This window comes from Mycoplasma sp. 4013 (genome assembly GCF_054353875.1).
In genome coordinates this window covers 41,733-60,972 of record NZ_JBTHHK010000001.1, presented here as the reverse complement: position 1 = coordinate 60,972, position 19,240 = coordinate 41,733, and the positions used below count along the sequence as shown (strand labels likewise).

General features: G+C 28.3%; 15 protein-coding genes. 10 read left to right on the top strand and 5 right to left on the bottom strand.

Features of this window, described 5'->3' with window-relative positions:
• Positions 1-83: 83 nt before the first annotated feature.
• From ACXYRO_RS00230 to ACXYRO_RS00205, 6 genes are all read left to right on the top strand, one after another.
• Positions 84-1,565: an MAG3090 family protein gene (locus tag ACXYRO_RS00230; protein ID WP_458613952.1), complete on the top strand. Its 1,482-nt coding sequence runs from the start codon at positions 84-86 to the stop codon at positions 1,563-1,565.
• A 100-nt stretch (positions 1,566-1,665) separates the two neighbouring features.
• Complete coding sequence (locus tag ACXYRO_RS00225; RefSeq protein ID WP_458613951.1) at positions 1,666-3,033, top strand: glycine--tRNA ligase; 1,368 nt, start codon at positions 1,666-1,668, stop codon at positions 3,031-3,033.
• Between the two features lie 11 nt (positions 3,034-3,044).
• Positions 3,045-4,964 carry a DNA primase gene (dnaG, locus tag ACXYRO_RS00220; protein WP_458613950.1) on the top strand — a complete coding sequence of 640 codons (1,920 nt, stop codon included), beginning with the start codon at positions 3,045-3,047 and terminating at the stop codon, positions 4,962-4,964.
• Position 4,965: 1 nt separating this feature from the next.
• The gene (locus ACXYRO_RS00215) at positions 4,966-6,384 is read left to right on the top strand and encodes an RNA polymerase sigma factor (protein WP_435129426.1); all 1,419 of its coding nucleotides are present in this window, start codon (positions 4,966-4,968) and stop codon (positions 6,382-6,384) included.
• A complete protein-coding gene (locus ACXYRO_RS00210; RefSeq protein ID WP_458613949.1) occupies positions 6,384-7,175 on the top strand; it encodes a Nif3-like dinuclear metal center hexameric protein in 792 nt (263 codons plus the stop codon). Before ACXYRO_RS00215 ends, ACXYRO_RS00210 begins: the two co-directional genes overlap by 1 nt.
• Positions 7,165-8,751: an APC family permease gene (locus ACXYRO_RS00205; protein WP_458613948.1), complete on the top strand. Its 1,587-nt coding sequence runs from the start codon at positions 7,165-7,167 to the stop codon at positions 8,749-8,751. The genes ACXYRO_RS00210 and ACXYRO_RS00205 overlap by 11 nt, the downstream gene beginning before the upstream one ends.
• A gap of 11 nt (positions 8,752-8,762) precedes the next feature.
• Here ACXYRO_RS00205 and ACXYRO_RS00200 read toward each other — a convergent pair whose 3' ends face one another.
• The 5 genes from ACXYRO_RS00200 to pyk all read right to left on the bottom strand — a co-directional run bounded on the left by ACXYRO_RS00200 (position 8,763) and on the right by pyk (position 14,903).
• Positions 8,763-9,884: an HNH endonuclease family protein gene (locus tag ACXYRO_RS00200; protein ID WP_458607423.1), complete on the bottom strand. Its 1,122-nt coding sequence runs from the start codon at positions 9,882-9,884 to the stop codon at positions 8,763-8,765.
• Positions 9,865-10,818: an adenine-specific methyltransferase EcoRI family protein gene (locus ACXYRO_RS00195; RefSeq protein ID WP_458614019.1), complete on the bottom strand. Its 954-nt coding sequence runs from the start codon at positions 10,816-10,818 to the stop codon at positions 9,865-9,867. Before ACXYRO_RS00195 ends, ACXYRO_RS00200 begins: the two co-directional genes overlap by 20 nt.
• A gap of 325 nt (positions 10,819-11,143) precedes the next feature.
• Entirely contained in the window at positions 11,144-11,884 is a 741-nt protein-coding gene (locus tag ACXYRO_RS00190) for a hypothetical protein (protein ID WP_458613947.1), read from the bottom strand.
• Positions 11,877-13,304: an HsdM family class I SAM-dependent methyltransferase gene (locus ACXYRO_RS00185; RefSeq protein ID WP_458613946.1), complete on the bottom strand. Its 1,428-nt coding sequence runs from the start codon at positions 13,302-13,304 to the stop codon at positions 11,877-11,879. Before ACXYRO_RS00185 ends, ACXYRO_RS00190 begins: the two co-directional genes overlap by 8 nt.
• A 165-nt stretch (positions 13,305-13,469) precedes the next feature.
• The gene (gene pyk / locus ACXYRO_RS00180) at positions 13,470-14,903 is read right to left on the bottom strand and encodes a pyruvate kinase (protein ID WP_458613945.1); all 1,434 of its coding nucleotides are present in this window, start codon (positions 14,901-14,903) and stop codon (positions 13,470-13,472) included.
• 256 nt (positions 14,904-15,159) lie between these two features.
• On the opposite strand from pyk, the gene ACXYRO_RS00175 reads away from it, so the two are divergent.
• The 4 genes from ACXYRO_RS00175 (at position 15,160) to ACXYRO_RS00160 (ending at position 19,239) form a co-directional block, all read left to right on the top strand.
• Entirely contained in the window at positions 15,160-16,002 is an 843-nt protein-coding gene (locus ACXYRO_RS00175; protein ID WP_458597863.1) for a MurR/RpiR family transcriptional regulator, read from the top strand.
• Positions 16,003-16,081: 79 nt separating this feature from the next.
• Positions 16,082-18,076, top strand: a complete 1,995-nt coding sequence (locus ACXYRO_RS00170) for a PTS fructose transporter subunit IIABC (protein WP_458613944.1) — start codon at positions 16,082-16,084, stop codon at positions 18,074-18,076.
• The gene (locus ACXYRO_RS00165; RefSeq protein WP_458613943.1) at positions 18,063-18,344 is read left to right on the top strand and encodes a hypothetical protein; all 282 of its coding nucleotides are present in this window, start codon (positions 18,063-18,065) and stop codon (positions 18,342-18,344) included. Before ACXYRO_RS00170 ends, ACXYRO_RS00165 begins: the two co-directional genes overlap by 14 nt.
• The gene (locus tag ACXYRO_RS00160) at positions 18,337-19,239 is read left to right on the top strand and encodes a type I phosphomannose isomerase catalytic subunit (protein ID WP_458613942.1); all 903 of its coding nucleotides are present in this window, start codon (positions 18,337-18,339) and stop codon (positions 19,237-19,239) included. Before ACXYRO_RS00165 ends, ACXYRO_RS00160 begins: the two co-directional genes overlap by 8 nt.
• The last annotated feature ends 1 nt before the right edge of the window (position 19,240 follow it).

Below are 19,240 nucleotides of genomic sequence, written 5' to 3'. Positions count from 1 at the left end.
TATTATATAATATTAACAATTATTTCTAATATTCTTATTTGTAAGCAAAAAGTGAGGAAAATTAAAAAAATTAAAGGAAGAATATGAAACGTCTATTATGTTTATATAAACCAGCATTAAACAAAAACTATCCATGAGTGCTTAAGCATCCAAAAGTAAAAGATGCATTAGCACAGTTTAAAACTCGTAAGGATGCGATGAACTGATTTTTATCACTGGGATATGATTGTGCTACCTGATTTCAAACAGATCAAAAAGTATTTGGAGGAATTTTCATTTCAGAATGAAAAGAAGGTGTTGATTTTTATGAAATCAATGTTGATAAATTTGATGGTAATGTAGTTGAAAGTGATGTATTATCTGAATTCTTTATTGATTCAAAAACAGGAGCAAGAAAATCTGATGAGGCTCGTGATTACCTTGAAAGACTTAATGATTTTAAAGTGCTTAGAAAGCACGAAACATACTTCCCTGTTGATGATGAATTTATTATAGAAAGAAAAAAATCTGCTAAAGATTTAGAAATCGAAAAACTACAAAGACTAAACGAAGAACTTCAAAAACAAGGACAAGCAGCACCAGTAATTGTCCAAGAAGTGAAGCAAACTGAGCCAGAAGTTCAAGTTGTTGAAAAAATTGTTGAAGTGGTAAAGGAAGTAGTTAAAGAAGTACCGGTTGAAATTATAAAAGAGGTCGAAGTCGTTAAAGAGGTACCAGTTGAAATCATTAAAGAAGTTGAGGTTATCAAAGAAGTACCATTAGAAGTTGTTAAGGAAGTGGAAGTTACTAAAGAAGTTCCGGTCGAAGTTGAAGTTATCAAAGAGATAAAAGTACCAGTTGAAAAAGTAGTCGAAGTTATTAAAGAGGTGGTAAAAGAAGTACCTGTGGAAGTAGTAAAGGAAGTTTCTACGGGTTCAAAAGAACCTATTAGATTCGAATTTATTGAAAATCTACAACCTACTAAACAACTTGAGGCTCTAGCTGTTTATGCACAAAGAATTTCTAAGGTTGCTGAATTTTTCAAAGAAGAAAAAACAACATCTGAGCAAGATTTAACAAGAATCAAGGAACAACTGAAAAATGTTTTAGTAGTTACTAAAAAACTTTCTAATAAATTTACTGATGATAAAAAAGCACAAAAATTATTCGAATTAGTCGCCGCTTCATTGGCAACATCTGTAAAATCATTATCTGAAAAAATTGTTGGTAAACCTGAAATCGAATTCAATCCAGAAACAGCCGTATATTATCGAAAAGAATGTGGTAGAAATGTATTATTAGTACACTGATTATCATATCTTGTGTTCGAAGGATTACATTTAGCATTTGTTCCACAACAAGCATATCACTATCCTATTATCGCAGCTGAAGTTAAACCACAAACTAATGTTGTAGTATTTTCAGATGTAGCAAAAGCACAACCAAAAGAAGAAAGCGAAGTTGTAGTAACTGAAGAACGTATTCCATATATGTTCTGAACAGTATTATTTGCTTCTTTAGCACTTGCAATACTATTTGTTCTTGTGATTTTATTATGAGTAGGTGTAATTCCACCGCTTAACTAAATTTAAAAGTCTTTTGACTTTTTTATTTTGCATTTTTGTAGAAAGTTATAAAATAGCAAATTTTTATATTTAAAAAATATAAAAATAGTATAATAATAAAATGTTTAATAAAAATAATAAAGAATTTATGCAAGTTTTAGTTAACCATCTTAAAAGCACTGGGTTTATTTTTCAAGGCAGTGAAATTTACGGAGGTCTTTCAAATACTTGAGATTATGGTCCGTTAGGTTCTTTATTAAAAGATAACATCAAACAAATATGAAAAACAGAATTTATTTTAAAAGAAACTAATAATTTTTTAATCGATTCAAAAGTTTTAATGAACCCAAAAGTTTGAGAAACAAGTGGACATGTCGGGAATTTTAATGATCCACTAATTGAAAACAAAGTGAACGGAAAAAGATACCGTGCTGACAAATTAATCAATGAAATTAATTCCAACATTATCCCTGAACAACTTAGCAATGATCAAATGCGAGAATATTTAAATCAAAATTTACCTGAATATGATGGATGCAAAGCACAATGAAGCGAAATTAAGCAATTTAATTTAATGTTTGAAACTGCCCAAGGAGTAATTGAAGGAAATAAATCAAAAATTTATTTACGTCCAGAAACAGCACAAGGAATTTTTATAAACTTTAAAAATGTGCAAAGAACAACTCGTGCTAAATTACCTTTCGGAATCGGACAAGTAGGAAAAAGTTTTCGCAATGAAGTTACTCCAGGAAATTTCATTTTTAGAACTCGTGAATTTGAGCAAATGGAATTAGAATTTTTTAGTTATCCTGAGCACGCGCCAAAATGGTTTGATTATTATATTAAAAAAAGTATTCAATTAATTGAAAAACTTGGCATAACAAAAGAAAATGTTAGGATTCGAGAACATACCCCAGAAGAATTAGCACATTATTCTGATGCAACAACTGATATAGAATTTTTATTCCCGTTTGGTTGAGGTGAGCTTTTAGGAGTAGCGAATCGAACTGATTTTGATTTAAGAGCACATATGCAAGCAAGTGGAGAAAGTTTAGAATATTTAGATCCAGAAACAAATACTAAATTAATTCCTTATGTGATTGAACCAAGTATTGGTTTAGATCGTTTAATGCTTGCTATACTTGTAAATTGTTATGATGTTGAGAAAGCGACAGAAAGTGATGAAAGAATAGTTTTAAGATTTCCAAAAGAAATTGCACCTTATAAAGTTGCTGTACTTCCGTTAGTTAAAAAACTTTCTGAAAAAGCATTAAAAATTTATCACCAATTAATTGATTTAGGAATCTCGACAAGTTATGATGAAAGTGGCTCAATCGGAAAACGTTATCGTCGCAATGATGCAATTGGGACATATTGATGTTTAACAGTTGATCATCAAAGTTTAGAAGATGCAACTGTTACATTAAGAAATCGCGATACAATGGAGCAATTTCGCATTTTGATTGAGCAAATTAATGAATATATTTAGTTTGGAGGGTAATGACACAAGCAATTTCATATGAATTGATTAAGGAAATAACTTCTTCAAACAATATAGTGGATATCATTTCTGAAGATGTCCAATTAAATAAAAAAGGTAATAATTATGTAGGACTATGTCCATTTCATAATGATAGCAATCCCAGTTTCTCTGTGTCAGCAATAAAACAAATATATAAATGTTTTTCTTGCGGAGAAAGTGGTAACATAGTTACTTATTTAACAAAAAAAAGACAAATGAGTTATACTGATGCAATTGTGTATTTAGCAAAAAACATCGGAAAAGAATTAGATTTTAGTTCATTAAATAAATCCGATTTAGTGGAATATAATACACAAGAGCAAGAACAATTAGAAATTTTGCAAGCAGCAAACACTTTTTATAAATTGCAACTACTTAAAAACAATGCAGCTATCAACTACTTAAAAACACGTAATTTATTTGATAGCGAACTTATAAGTTATTTTGATATAGGATTTGCACCTGACTTTAATTTATTATCAAAACACTTAAATGAAAAATTAGGTTATGGATTTGATAAATTATATAGCAGTGGTTTGATTAACGAAAACTATGTAGAATACTTTCATAATAGGGTTGTTTTCGGGATTAAAAATCAATATGGTCAAATAGTGGGTTTTAGTGGCCGCACAATAACCAATGAAGTAGCTAAGTATTTAAATTCACCTGAAAGTAATTTATTTAATAAATCCAAAATTCTATACAACTACTTTAATGCAAAAGACCACATTCAAAGCAGTAAAGAAGTTGTAATTGTAGAAGGTTTTATTGATGCGATTGCATGTTATAAAGCAGGGATAAAAAATGTTGTTGCTTTAATGGGTGTAGCACTTACTAATCAACATATTCCACTCTTATATAATTATAAAATTAAATTATTTTTAGATAATGATGCAGCAGGGATAAATGCTACATTAAAAACTATTAAGACATTATTATCGAATAAAATTAATCGCATTGATGTTATTATAAATCCATACCAAAAAGATGCTGATGAGATTTTAAATAAAGAAGGAGCAGAAACCTTAAAACAACTGATGCAAACCACACGGGGAGCAATTGATTTTGTTTATGATACATTAAAAATAAATTTTGCTATAACAAAAAATTCTGATTTTAATAAAATCAAGGAATTTGTAATTGAATTTAATAGTTATTTATCATACTTATCAAACGAAAATAAAGCATATTTTAAAAATAAAATAAAGAGTGAATTTAACTATGATATAGATATAAATAATATTTATGTTGATTATCAACCTAGACAAATTCAAAAACATCCCTTTGATATGAATTTTGAATTCCCTGTTAATCTAAGATTTCAAATAAATCCGAATAAAAAACATTTTTTTGATGAAATAAGCAAATTCAAGAGATTAAAGATTTTGATTTTTATGCTTTGTCGTAATGATTTTTCAAACTTATTTTATAGTGAACAAGGTTTAGAAGTCATTTTTAGCCAACCTGCACAATTGCGAGATTTATATACTGAAATAAAAATGTTCAATCTAAAAATTAATGAAGTAATTGAGCAAGATATTTTTGAAAGTGCTGATAAAGCAATAGAAAACATTAACATCGAAGCAAAATTAACCGAGCTAAAAGAACATTTATATCAAACTTTTTTGAAATTAAGTAAATTTCAAAGCGACCAGCAAAGTTATTCATATTTTCAAGAATATATGCAACAATGTCAAAATGATATAGATTTGCAGTATCAAAATGCAGCAAAAAATGATACAGTTGAGTTAAATTTACTTCCATATGTTAAGGAAGCGGCACAAGCAAATGAGCAATTTTATATTGAAAATCAAATTAAAAACTTTCGTCGTAAAAGTGAATATCAAAAAGAATTAGCCAATATACAAAACAAAAAAATAAGAATAGAAAAGAGGTAAAATGTCAGATTACAAAGATGTTATCAAGCTTTTAAAAACAGAGATGAAAAAATCTAAAACAAATCATTTTTCTCAAGAAAAAGTGTTTGACATTTTATTAAATCATAATATATATGTTGATGCAGAAGAAAACGATGATTTTTTAGATGCTTTATTTCAAGCAAATATTTTAGAAAACCACAGTGATGCAGGTGATTTAGATGCAGTTAGCAGAGATCAAATCGAAGAAGAATTGGAACCTAATTTCAAATCCGATACTCTAGATTTAGATGATGTAGATTTTCCATTAGATGAATTTGATGCAGATGAAGATTTTTCAGAAGACACCGAAGAACCTAATTATGATTTAGAATCATTATCAACAGATGATGAAGAAGATGAAGAAAAAGATGAAGAACCTGAAGAAGAAGATTCGATGTTTTTTGATGATGCTTCTGATGATGAATTTAGTTTTGGTGACTTTGATTTAGAAACCTTAGGTTCACAAGCAACTTTGCTAGAAACCGAGAATAAAAAAGCACGTAATTTAACTAACAAACTTACTGAAACAAATGATATAGTCAAATGATATATGCGTTGAATTGGTAAGTATGGAAAACTATTAACTGAGGAAGAAGAAGTACAATTATCCAAAGAAATGGATCGTGGTGGTTTTCGTGGTAAAAGAGCTCGGGATAAATTAATTTTAAGAAACCTGCGTCTTGTGATTAATAATGCTAAAAAATATAAAAATCGAGGACTTTCGTTTATTGATTTGATTTCTGAGGGAAATCAAGGGATAATGAAAGCAGTACAAAAATATGATGTTAATAAAGGATATAAGTTTTCAACTTATGCAACATGGTGAATTAGACAAGCTATCACCCGTGCTGTAGCTGATCAAGCACGAACCATTAGAGTCCCAGTTCATATGGTAGAAACCATTAATAAGGTATCTAAAATAGAACGTGAATTGCAACACGAGTTAGGTAATGAACCTACCTTAGCACAAATTGCTGAGCGTATTGGTGGAGATTTCACTGCTGAAAGAGTTGGTTACATTAAAAAAATAAATATTGATCCTATTTCACTTGACAAACAAGTAGGAAAAGAAAATGATTCATCGTTTAGTGATTTTGTTAAGGATGAAGTAGTTATTAATCCAGTGGATTTTGCGGCCCACGAGGAGTTACATACTATTTTGCTTGATATGATTGATAATTATTTAGAAAAAGAAGAAAAAGAACTTATATGTCGTCGCTATGGAATAGGATATGATGAAAACGGACAACGGTATCGGATTCACTCCTTAGAAGAACTAGCAAAAATGCGTAACAATGTTTCAAAGGAAAGAATTAGACAAATTGAAAACAAGATCTTACGCAAATTGAAAGGAAATCCTAAATACGGTAAAAATTTAAGGGATTATTTAAGATATTAATGTCCGTAAATACTATTATAGAATATCTAGAAAGTCTATTTCCTTTGTCTAATAAAGAAATATGAGATCCATCTGGATATGCTTTAAAAGCAAACAAAAATAAAAAAGTAACATCAGTTGTATTAGCTATTGATTTAACATCTGATGTTTATAACTTTGCATTAGAAAATCAGTGCAATTTGATTATCACCCACCATCCGTTTTTGTTTGAAAAAACAAAAACTGATATGCTACAAAAAGCAGAGTATAAACAGAAGATCAAAAAAGGGTTGGTTAAAAATAAAATTAGTGCATATTCAATGCATACAAACTATGATTTTGATGTAAATGGAACTTCATATCAAATTGCAAAAGCGATAAATTTATCAAACTATGTAATTTCTGAAGGTCCTAGATACACAGCGATAATTGCTAAAAAAATATCTATTTCAGATGTGCAAAAACTTTTTTGGGAATATTTAAATTTATCTAACTTTCAAAGCAATGCATCTGATTTAGAATATAAATACTCATATTGTGTTATTTTAGCCGGTTCAGGTGATATTATAACAATCAATCAGTTAGCTAAAAAATATCCTAATGCATTATTTATCACATCAGATGTTAAATGAAGTGATTGAATTACATATAAAGAACATAAAATTGCTGTTCTAGCAATCCCGCACCTAGTAGAACAGGTGTTTACAAACCATATACAAGAAATTTTGCAAGCAAAATTTCATAATCTTAAAATACATATATACAAACTAAAAATACCATATCAAAACATAAAAGGAAGTAATGAAACATAAAAAAATTGGTTTATTTTTCTCCTTAATGTTAGTAATCGGTTCAGTTGTCGGAATTGGTATCTTCTTCAAAAATGGTTCTATTTCTAGGACCACAGGAGGAGATGGAGTCACTTGATTACTAGCATGAATAGTAGGAGGTTTAATTTCACTTACAGCAGCATTATCATTTGCTGAAATTGGCTCATTTAAGAACACAAAACTGACAGGTTTATCAAATTGAGCCTTTAAAGTAGGTGGTTCGCGACTTGGATACTTTACATCCATATCATTTTCAACATTTTACTTTGGTGCTTTAAATGCACTACTTGGAATCTTTGGTTCTGAAGTATGATTCACCTTCATTGGTGCTGCTTCAAAACTAGATACTTCACATATTCATAGTGTGGTTCATATTATTATTGGATTGTTATTTATGATCGTGTTTATGCTACTAAACTATGCATCAACTCGAACATCAGGGCAATTACAGTCATTTTTTACTATATTAAAATTTGTACCTATATTAGTAGCGTTATTCATCGGAATTGTGCTACCAAATGTACATAATGCTGGTGGAGTAAATGCATTTACCATTATAGGTAAATCATTTAGCATCAAAGGATTGGTTGCTGCTTTACCTGCTGTATTATTTGCTTACGATGCTTTCTTAGGTAATGCATCAATGTCACATAAGATTAAAAAACCGAACAAAAATGTACCGAAGGCAATTTTCTTTGGAATGGCTTTTGTGGTGGTAATATACACCTTAATTGCACTTTCATCAATTTTACATAATCAAGGTAACATCGGTGGGTTATTATCAGATACTTTACCTAAATCAGTTGCAGCATACATCAGTCCTATTATTTGATTCTTTATTTTAATCTCAACATTTGGGGTTTTAAACGGACTTAGTGCAGCATTTATTAATGAAACCCATAATACTGTAAAAGCCAAACTATACTTTGGATCAAGTGCTTTGATTAAACGTTTTGGATTACAAAAAACATTTTGAATTTACATCACAATTATTTTTGCATTTTGAGGTGTTTTAATTTACATCCCTGCAATTGTATTAAATACTGATATCTTAATCGATGCAGTATCAAATTATCCAACCTTATTCTTCTTTAATATTTATGCACTGGTAATTTTATTATACGCAATAAAAAGACATAAAATTAGCGAAACTAATAAGATTAATAAATGAGTATTTTATATTTCTGCTGCATTGGCTGTCACAGGAATAGCAGTTGCTGAAATAGTATACTTAGTGGTTATTTTTACATTCTTAGGTTCAAATACAACCAATCCAAATGGATGGGGAGTATTCTACGACCAAAATAAAGGTGGATTGATACCCAACTACTTACCTGTTTTATACTACTTTTTAAACTTAATTTTATTATTTAGTCTACCAGCAATTAATTATGCATTAGAAAAAGCAGTATTCAAAAACAACCTAGTTAAAAACTTTAGCACCTTAATTATGTTAGATGCACAAGAAGAAAAAGAAGAACAAGAAGTAGTAGAAAACAAAGAAGAACAATCTGATTCACAAACAGATAACGTTATTTCAAATAGACTTATTTGATAAAGAAAACACAGTTAAACTGTGTTTTCTTTGTTACCTTTAGAACTATTACAACTTTTGCAAAGTAATTGAGCATTTGATAAATTAGTTGGGCCACCTAAGCTCCATGGAATAATATGATCCATTTCTAAATTAGATTTTTCAAATTCATTTAAACATTTAGCACACTTAGCAACAACTAAGTTGCTATCTGGTTTATTTATTTTATTTTTATTAAATAAAGTTTCCTTTTCTTCTAGATTGAAGAATCTTCGTTTATCTACATCCGTAGTTTTTAATTCAAGAAGTTCGATGAAATATTTCTCTTTTTGTTTTGTATCGATTATTTTCATTAAATCTTTATCTTTATAAAACAATGTTATTTGTGCTTTTATTTGCACTGCATTTTGTAGAATTTGAGATTGTTTATCCTTATATTTATCTGCAAGTTTTAAAAGAAGAGGGATATCTTTATATTTATTGTTAATCTGTGGGAAAATTTTCTCGATAAATCGTAGCATTTTATTTATGTTTATACTATGATTGCTAAAACTTTCTTGATTCTTCATTCATTTTGCTATATTTTCCACATTAGAAAGTTTAGAAACAAGTTTTAAAATGATAAATTGATATTTTCCTCTTGAGTTTGTTTCACCAAAGAGATTTCTTAATTTTTTGTTATCTTTTACATATTGGTTTAATTCTTGGATGAATTTGTTATCTACCAATCCGTTTATAACTTCAAACTCACTTAAAGGAACACCACAAGTGTTTATTCGATAAAAAGCGGTTCGTTTTTCTTCTTCGGTTCCTGTATGAATTACAGCGCTAATTTTCATTTTACTAAATTCATCTTGCTTAGCTTTGTCGCTTTTACCAAGTTCATTAAAATTTTGACCATTTCAAGTAATTTCGTTATTTATATATTTCTTTATAGAATGAATTCTTTGTTTTCCATCGATTACTTCTAACTTATTATCATTTAATTTTCACAAAATAATAGGAGGAAGAACAAGTTTTTTCATCAAAGTATCTATAACTAACGATTGTTTTTCTGAGCTATAAATAATTTCTCTTTGTAATGTTATATCACTTATAATATCACCTGAATTAGTTTTATCAACTAATTCTTTTATGTTAAACTCTTTTGTTTCCATTATTCACCATCCTTTGCGGATTTTTGTTTTTGATTATTATTCTACTATATATTCTTTTTTTATTTATAAAAGGGTAACCTAATTCAAATTCATCTAATTTTGTTGTAGACATTTTACCAATGATCTCAAATTGGTCTGGATTGTATTTATCTAAAAATGTAATAGGTACTCCAATAGCTCCATCATAATCATATGGAATATCAATAACTTTATTAACATTAATTGCATTGTAGTTGTCATATTTTTGATAATATTCGGGGTTTTCTGCTCAACTTTTAGATAACATTAATTTAGTTTCTCTTGTTGTGTTTTCAATGTTAGTAAATCAACGAGTTAAACCTTTAAGACTTTTTGTTGGTTGTTCACCTGTAACAAAGTCCCCGGGACTTGTAATTCCTAATCAAACCTTATTTTCTTTTATTAATTTAAAGATGTCTTTATAAGAAATTCCATTTTTATTACCAATAATAAGGAATTTCAAATTATTTTCAATTAGTAAATTTATAAATTCTCTTAATAGAGAAAATGGAGGATTTGTTATAACTACACCATCAGGATGTTTTTTAGCAAATTCTGGGATGCTTGTTTGAAAAGTAGTTCCTTCATTTGTTTCTGGATTATAACTACTAAAATGTAATATATTATTTCAACCTTTATTAAAATCATTTCCTTGATTTTTAGCATTGAAAAAGCGAGAAAAAGCAAAATTATCATTAATACCATTTACAAAACCTTTTTCTCGATATTCTTGTTTTTGCGATTCTTTTAAAGTATCGTAATCATAATCACAAGGAAATAAAATGTGCTTATTTTGTAGAAAATTTTCATAATATTTTATTTCATTCGCTACATCTTCATATAAAGTGAAAAATTCATCGTTTTTTGCTCTTTTTGCCGAATGAAGATTATTGTTCTTATTTTGGGAATCTGTTATTTTAATAACACACCCCCTTTAACTTGCTAAATTTATATAGAAAACAACTTGTATTAAAAATACAAGCTGTTTGAATTTTTAGCAAGTTAAAATATTTAATTACACTTCTATATATATATATGAGCAGTACTTATAAGTTTCATATTTTAACTTCCTTTCTTATTTTTTATGTTTAATACTTTGTATTTAACATAAAAAATATTTATATAAATTATAAACTAAAATTTCTAATTTCGCTGTTACATTGTCTAAAAGAGAAAATTTATAGTAAAAATACATTTAAATACCAAAGAAGTTTCAAAAACAAGGTTATGATACTTTATTATTAAATCGAAAGGATGTGAAAAACAACTTTTTGAATAAATAATTCATAATCGTTTATTATTAAATTTGAATCTGCTTGTGTATTTTTATCATATGAAGGTATTTTAGAGAAGGAGAATTTGTTATTATGTTTTATATCAAGGAAAAATGTAGAAAAAGTTTCATAGTCTTTAAAATCTATATTATCATAATTAAAATCAATAATACCGATAAACATTTTTTCAGGGGAGTGAAAATATATTTTTGTATTATCTTTACCTAATATTCTGTATTTGATTAAGTCATTTTCAGTAACTGTTTCTCATTTTTTGATAATGCCAGCATTCTTAGAAATGTAAGGAAGTTTTTCAGGTATAAACAAGATTTGATAATAAGGAATATTTGCACTTCGGATGTTTGCTACTTCCCCTAATAAATTTTCAAAATAATTATTTTTATTTTGTTTAAAATTAGACATAATAAATTTTACCCCGACTGCAGCGAAATTTACATCGTTTTTCTTTATCAATATATCAACTGTTTTATCCATATATCTACCACAAATCTTCTCTTCTTTGCCATCTTTTAAATCTAATGAAACAACTTTGTAGATATCATTTTTATCTTGAAGTTGTTTTAATTTGCTAATTATATCCATTGCAATCTGACTGTGCAAAATTTTTAGCTTCCTATTACTTCTTGAACCATTGATAATATAAGAAACAAAACTATCTTTTAAAATTTCTAAAATCTTATTATTCATTATTATCCAAACATTCTGCATATAGTTTATAACATATATATTTTTTTAAATCACTAGTTGAAAAGGTGTAATAACCACCGTTTTTATATTTACCTAAAATTTCAATGTATTTAATAAAATCTTCATCTAATATTTCTTTTATCTTTTTAAAAGAAATATCGCCGGTAATGTAAAGTCCAGAGTAAATTGCAATTCCAGGATCTATAATATTTAGTTTAATATCTTTTTGTGCTTTTATCAGGGTGTTTATGGATATTTTTTCCTTATATACATCTTTTATACCTTGTGTCCTTCCGAAACCATATCAGATGCCATTTTTTTCTATACTTCGTGCATTAAGAACATCCTTGTTGTTTAAAAAATAATCTTGCAAATTCTTTTCGAAAGAAGAAAAATTTTTTAAATTACCATTGATATCATAAGGAAAGATTATATTTTCATAATTACCTGTTGAAGCTTTGTATGCAGGGATAATATATTTTGAATCAAATAAAAAATTTTTACTAATAAATATTTTATCAGCAAGAGTCGCTATTCCGTTTTTCACAAAAAAGTTTTTGTATTTTTTATCCGGAAATGTCAATATCTTCTTAATGGTGTTTAGATTTTCTATGTTCGAAAAATAGAAGTTATTATTAATAAAATAAATACTTGGACTTAATTCAGATATAAATTCCTTTTTACCCAAACCTGATCATTGAAAATATTTAGTTGTTTCATTCTTTTTTGATTTATTTAAGGTAAATATACCAGTATAAGCAGTAATGCCTTGAAAAGGTTGGTAATGCTTAAGGTTGATAAAACTTTCAAAATGAAAATTATCGATAATATATTTTCTGAAATTTGTTCCTGCTCTGCTGTTTGTAATAGATGTAGGTGTTATATAACTTAATATTCCAGTATCATTAAGCATATTAATTCCTATTTCATAAAAAACTATAAATAAATCTGTCATCCCTTTGCTCGAAAACTTCATCGATTTAACAGCATCATAATTTTCCACTAGATTATGGATTCTAACATATGGAGGATTTCCGACAACATAATCCATTTTATTGTTATATTTATCGATTTGTATTGAATCTGCATTTAATATATCTCATCTAACTTCTTTTATTCTTCTTTCTTTTAAAATAGAATCTAAATTATTTATACATTGTTCAACTTTATCTGTTTGTATCTCGATACCGTGTATGTATTTAGATAAATCTTTTTCTATATTATCATAGCTACCGTTTTTTTGATAATAAGCATCACAATACCGATTAACAATTTCTTTTAAGAATGCCCCATCACCACAAGAGTTATCAATAATATGTTTGTTAAGAATAATGTCATCTTTATAAGATATATTATCTATCATCATATCAACAACATTCTTGGGTGTATAAACTTCTCCTAAATATTTTACTTTGCTCATATTTTTATTTTATCATTAATTGATCATTCTTATATAATAATGTTAAGTGATTTAAAATATATAAAAAAGCAGAGTATAGTGATAATGTCATACAAAAACACTGTGTATTACGATACACTGTGTTTAAATTCATCTAAGTATAATGTTTCTTAATTATAAAATTTCTTATTCCACTGTATGTTCGGTAAATTTCTCGTTTTCTACTACTAAGAATTTATCACCTTTTTGAATTCCGTAAGGAACTAAGGCTAATTGAGCTTTATTATAATCCGCCTTGATTTCATTAAATAGTTTCTTTGAATCTACTGATACAAAGACACCTGAGTAGATACCGAAACCATTTATAAGTTTTTCATTATCTACCAATCCAATAGTAATTGTATTAGGACGGAACTTAGAAACATGTTTTAAGAGATGTCCAGTTCTTGAAAGAACTACAACATATTTATAATCTCCATCTTTTACTTTTTTTGCTATGTGGTAAGCAATTTGGGTTCTTTTATCGTGTTGATTAGAGTTATTTCAGACACTTTCAAGTTGTCTTCCGTAGTAGTGTCTAGAATAAAATTCTTTTTCAGCACGTTTAGAAATATTAGTCATTGTTTTAACTGCTTCAAGGGGGAATGATCCGTTTGCACTTTCGCCTGAGAGCATTGTTGAATCGGTTCCTAATTCAACTGCATAGTAAACATCTGTAACTTCAGCACGGGTCGGATGTGGCGAATTTTCCATTGAATCCAGCATTTGGGTTGCTACAATAACTGGTTTACCTGCTTCCCGACACTTACGAATAATTTTCTTTTGGTAATATGGGACATCGTAGTAAGGGATTTCAAGACCTAAATCACCACGAGCAACCATGATTCCATCAGATTCCTTGATAATATCATCGATATTAATGCATCCAAGGTGTGATTCGATTTTTGAAATAATTTGAATGTGACTGCCCCCATTTTCATCTAAAAGTTTTCTTAGATCTTTTACATTTTTTGCTGTATTAACAAATGAAGCTGCTATATAATCAACATTTTGTTTAATCCCAAATTTAACATCTTCAATATCCTTTGTTGATAAAAATGGTAGAGAAAAGTCTACACCAGGCAAATTAACACGTTTGTTAGTCTTAACTTTATGAGTATTTTCTGCACGGACTTTTACAAATCCAGTTCCTACTTCAATTACAACTGTAGTAAGTTTTCCATCATCGATTAGAACTTCGTTACCAACACATAAATCTTGTGACATATCATATGCAACTGTTATTTCAATCGGAGTCCCTTCAAAAGTTGCATATTTATCTGCTGTGGTATGAATTAAAACTTCACTACCAGCACTTATCACTTGCATCCCATCTTTCATTTTTCCGATTCTGATTTCAGGACCTTTGGTATCTAACATTAATGAGATAGGGATATTTAATTCTTTAGATACTTGTTTTGCAAGATTAAATTTATTTAATTGTTCTTCATATGAACCATGACTAAAGTTTGCTCTAATGGTTGAAGCACCATTTAAAACAAGAGAACGCATCATTTCCAAATTATCGCTAGAAGGACCGATTGTAGCGACTAATTTTGTTCTTTTATCGGTTAATTTCATTTAATTCTCCTTGTTATTGATATATTATTTATTGTACCAAAAATATTATATTTTTTTAGCAGCATTTTTTCTTTATTGCAAATTTATGCAACTTTTTGAATGAATATAGACATAATTTTGTGTATTTTTTATAGAATTATGTCTATTTTAGGATGTTTTTACTATATTTTGTAGTAAAAAATTTAAATTTGCTTAATTTATTAAAAATATTTCCATAATCACTTTAAAAAAGCAAAATATGCAATAAAATTTCATTATGAAGCAAGAATCAACATATTTTTCTAAAAGACAACTTGATGAATTAACTAAAACCGAAATGAATTTAATTGAATTTGCATCGTTATATCCTGATGAGTTTTATAAATCATCAATTAAACAACTTAGTAATAAAACTGATATATCTATTTCGGTAATATCAAAATTAGCTAAAAAGCTTAATTTTGATTCATTAAAAGATATGCAATTTTTTGTTTATCATAATTATTTAAATACTGATTTAAATTCCAATGAAAAACAAGATTATCCAAAATTTATTCTAAAACAGTTGTTTTTGTTTTATAAAGAAAGTATTTTTCGAACATCACATTTAATCAACTTAAATGATGTTAATAACTGTGTACACAACATAATACAATCAGATAAAGTATATTTATATGGAGCAGGAAGTTCTTATTTATCTGCATCTGAATTAGGGATAAATTTGCAAAAAATAGGTGTAAATGCTATTGCATTTAGAGATTTTCATTCACTATTATTGATTTCAAGTCAAAAAGATATAGAAAATAAATTTGTGGTTTTGTTTTCTAAATCGTGTGATACCAAGGAAATTAAATTTGCAGTTGATTTATTTATGCAAAACAATATTAAATTCGCACTTATCAGTGCAAATAAGCAAGCAAAAGAAAAATATGATAATGTAATTTTGTATTCGACGCTGGAGCAAAACAAACGATTTATTTCAATATCATCAAAAATTAACCAACAATTTATTGCTGATTTAATTTTCTTGTTAATTTCACATCTTAAAGTTAAAAATTATGATTCAAAATATGCTGAAAATATCAAAATTCTTAATGCATGAAATAAAAATAATTTCTAATTTTTAATTCATATAGAGAAATTTTTTTCTTTTATCCTTCCTATAAATAACAAAAGATAGAATTGTTACAGGAGGAAAAATGAAAGTATTTAAATCTGAATACATCTTTATAGATAAATCATTTAATGATAAATCAGAAGTATTCAATTTCATCGCAAATAAAGCAAATGAACTTTCAATTTCCATTTCTGTTGAAAAAACTTTTGCTGCATTACAGCAGCGAGAAAAAGAGTTTTCAACAGGAATGGAAAAAGGATTTGCAATCCCTCATTGTCAATCTGAAAGTATATTGCAACCTGCTTTGTTTTTCATTAAATCAAAGACACCAATTTCATGAGATACCTTTGATAAAAGTGATGTACATAATATGTTTGTGATTTTGATTCCAAAAGAAAACAAAAATAACTTGCATATGCATACTTTAGCTAAGGTTTCTACTATTTTACTTGATTTACAAACAACCGAAGAACTACAAACAAGTAATGATGTCAGCCGAATATACAATCTCATCGATTCGTATTTAGAAAATAAAGATTTAGCAACTACAGCATCAAAACAGGGCAAAAAAGTAATCGGAATTACATCTTGTGCAGTCGGTATTGCTCATACATATTTATCAGCAGAGACACTACATAATAAGTTAAGTGAATTAGGATATCAACCTAAAATAGAAACACGTGGATCAGTCGGAATTCAAAATCAACTTACACAGCAAGACATCAAAGATGCAGAATTTGTAATTATTGCTTCAGATGTTAAAATTCCCTTAGAAGATTTTGATGGTAAAAAAGTCTATGTAACATCAACAAAAGAGGCAATTCACAATCCAGATATTGTTATACAAAAAGCATCGCTGGCACAAATCTATCATAATGAAAATAAGGTAGAAAAAAGTAAAGATGATACCAAACAAGGAGTTTTAAAGCATATTATCAAAGGGATATCATATATGATTCCGTATGTTATATTTGGTGGTATTATGATAGCGATTTCCTTAGGATTAGGTAAAGCTATTTATGGAAATAATACATCTGCTCCAAAAGGAGATTTCCTATGATGGCTGCTTGAAATCGGGGTTGTTTCATTTACCTTGATGATTGGTGCATTAGGTGGATATATAGCATATTCAATTGCAGGACGAGCTGCAATTATGCCTGGTTTTGTAGTATCGTTTATTGCTAATAAAAATGATTTATTCTTTAGCATAGGTGGAATTTCAGCAGCAACCCCGATGGGGTTTGTCGGAAGTATTCTGTTTGGATTATTAATAGGTTATACTGTTAAGTGGATTGCTAATTTAAAAATTCAAAAATCAATTTCTGCTATTATACCTATGTTTGTAATACCAATCGGAGTAACTTTATTTTACTCTATGCTTGTAATTTTTGTCATAGGAGCTCCAATAGGTTATGTGATGGATCGCTTTATTGAAGCTTTAAAACATATCTTTACAAAAGATTCTAACATCGGAATATGAATTGCATTGTTGCTTGGTATTTTATTAGGAGGAATGGCTGGTTTTGATATGGGTGGTCCGATAAATAAGGTTGCATTTTTATCATCATCTGCACTTGTAACACAAAGTATATTTGAACCTATGGGTATGGTAGGTGCTGCAATTCCTGTTGCTCCACTTGGAATGGGTTTTGCTACCTTGATTTTTAGAAAGAAATTTAGCAATAATGAAAAATCACTGGGTGCATCAGCTATTTTGATGGGATTTATTGGTATTTCAGAAGGGGCTATTCCATTTGCTGTTGCTGATCCAAAAAGAGTTATTACAGCAAATGTAATTGGTTCAGCAGTAGCAGGGGGAATTGCAGGTGCTTTATCAGTGACTAATGCAGCAGCACATGGTGGACCAATTGTAGCAATTTTAGGTGCAGTAGGTTCGAATGTACACGGAACTGGACTTGGTATTCTATTTTACTTTATTGCTATTATTATTGGGACTACTATTACAGCATTAATTTATGGATTTTGAAAAGATAAAGAAATTAACAAGCATTCTAAGTTTGCAGCAGCATTATCAAAAATCAATTTTTGAAAGAAAGGTAAAAATGCTAAAAACTAAGTTTTTAAAATATAAAGATTGGATAATCCTATATACTATTATTTTTGTTGCAGTAGTTTTGCTAATTGTAGGTATCACTTTAACTGCTCTCGGAGCACCAGAATATAAAATGTTTGTTGCTAATGCAATTGCAAAAGGAAAAAGTGTTATAAACATTTCACAATTTGTCTATGGGATATTCTTGTTAGTTTTATCAGGATTGTTACTTATTTTATTAGCATTATTTACTAACTCTGCTTTTAATAAGAAATTAAGAAACAATGAATAAAATTATCTTTTTAAAACCTTATTTCAAACAAACTTTATGAGCAAATGATAACATAAAGCAAATGTATCATTTGGATTTTAATGCAGGTGAAGCATGATTGATATCAACAATCAAAGATTGTGAATCTGTAGTTGCACATACAAAGCAAACCTTAAATGAATTTATCAGAAGTAATCCAGAATTTTTCGGTTTAACAAAAAAGCAAGCTCAATCATTTATATATCCGAATTTAACTAAGTTTTTGGATGCGAAGCATCCACTAAGTATCCAGGTACATCCTGACGATAACTATGCAAAAGCATTTAGTTCATTAGGTAAAAATGAGTGTTGGTATGTTTTAAAAAACAATCATCAACCCTTTATTTTAGGTACAAATACCAATCAAAAAGAAAAGATATCTAAATCAATTAATTCTTCGGATATTGAACAATATTTAAATAAAGTAAGTTTGCAAATCGGTGATTTTGTTTTTATTCAAGCAGGATTAGTCCATGGAATCCCATCTGAAACAATGGTATATGAATTACAACAATCTAGTGATATTACATATCGGCTTTATGATTACCAAAGAGTCGATGAGAACGGAAAAATGCGACAAATACATAGCGATCAATCACTAGAAACGATGAAATTGGAACTTCAACCAAAAATTCAAAAATACCAAAAAAACGCCTTATATAATGCGGCAAACTTTAATTTATCGGTATATGATTTAAATAATGAAGAGATAAAGATCAAAAACAAAGCAAAGCATTGTTTGGAAATAGTTGTTTATTCAGGTATTGGTTTTATTAATGATGTTGCTATAAGAGCAGGGGATGTTTTACTTGTTAGTTATGCTTTAAAAGATATATTAATAAAAGGTTCTATGAAAATATTTATTAATGTGTTATAAA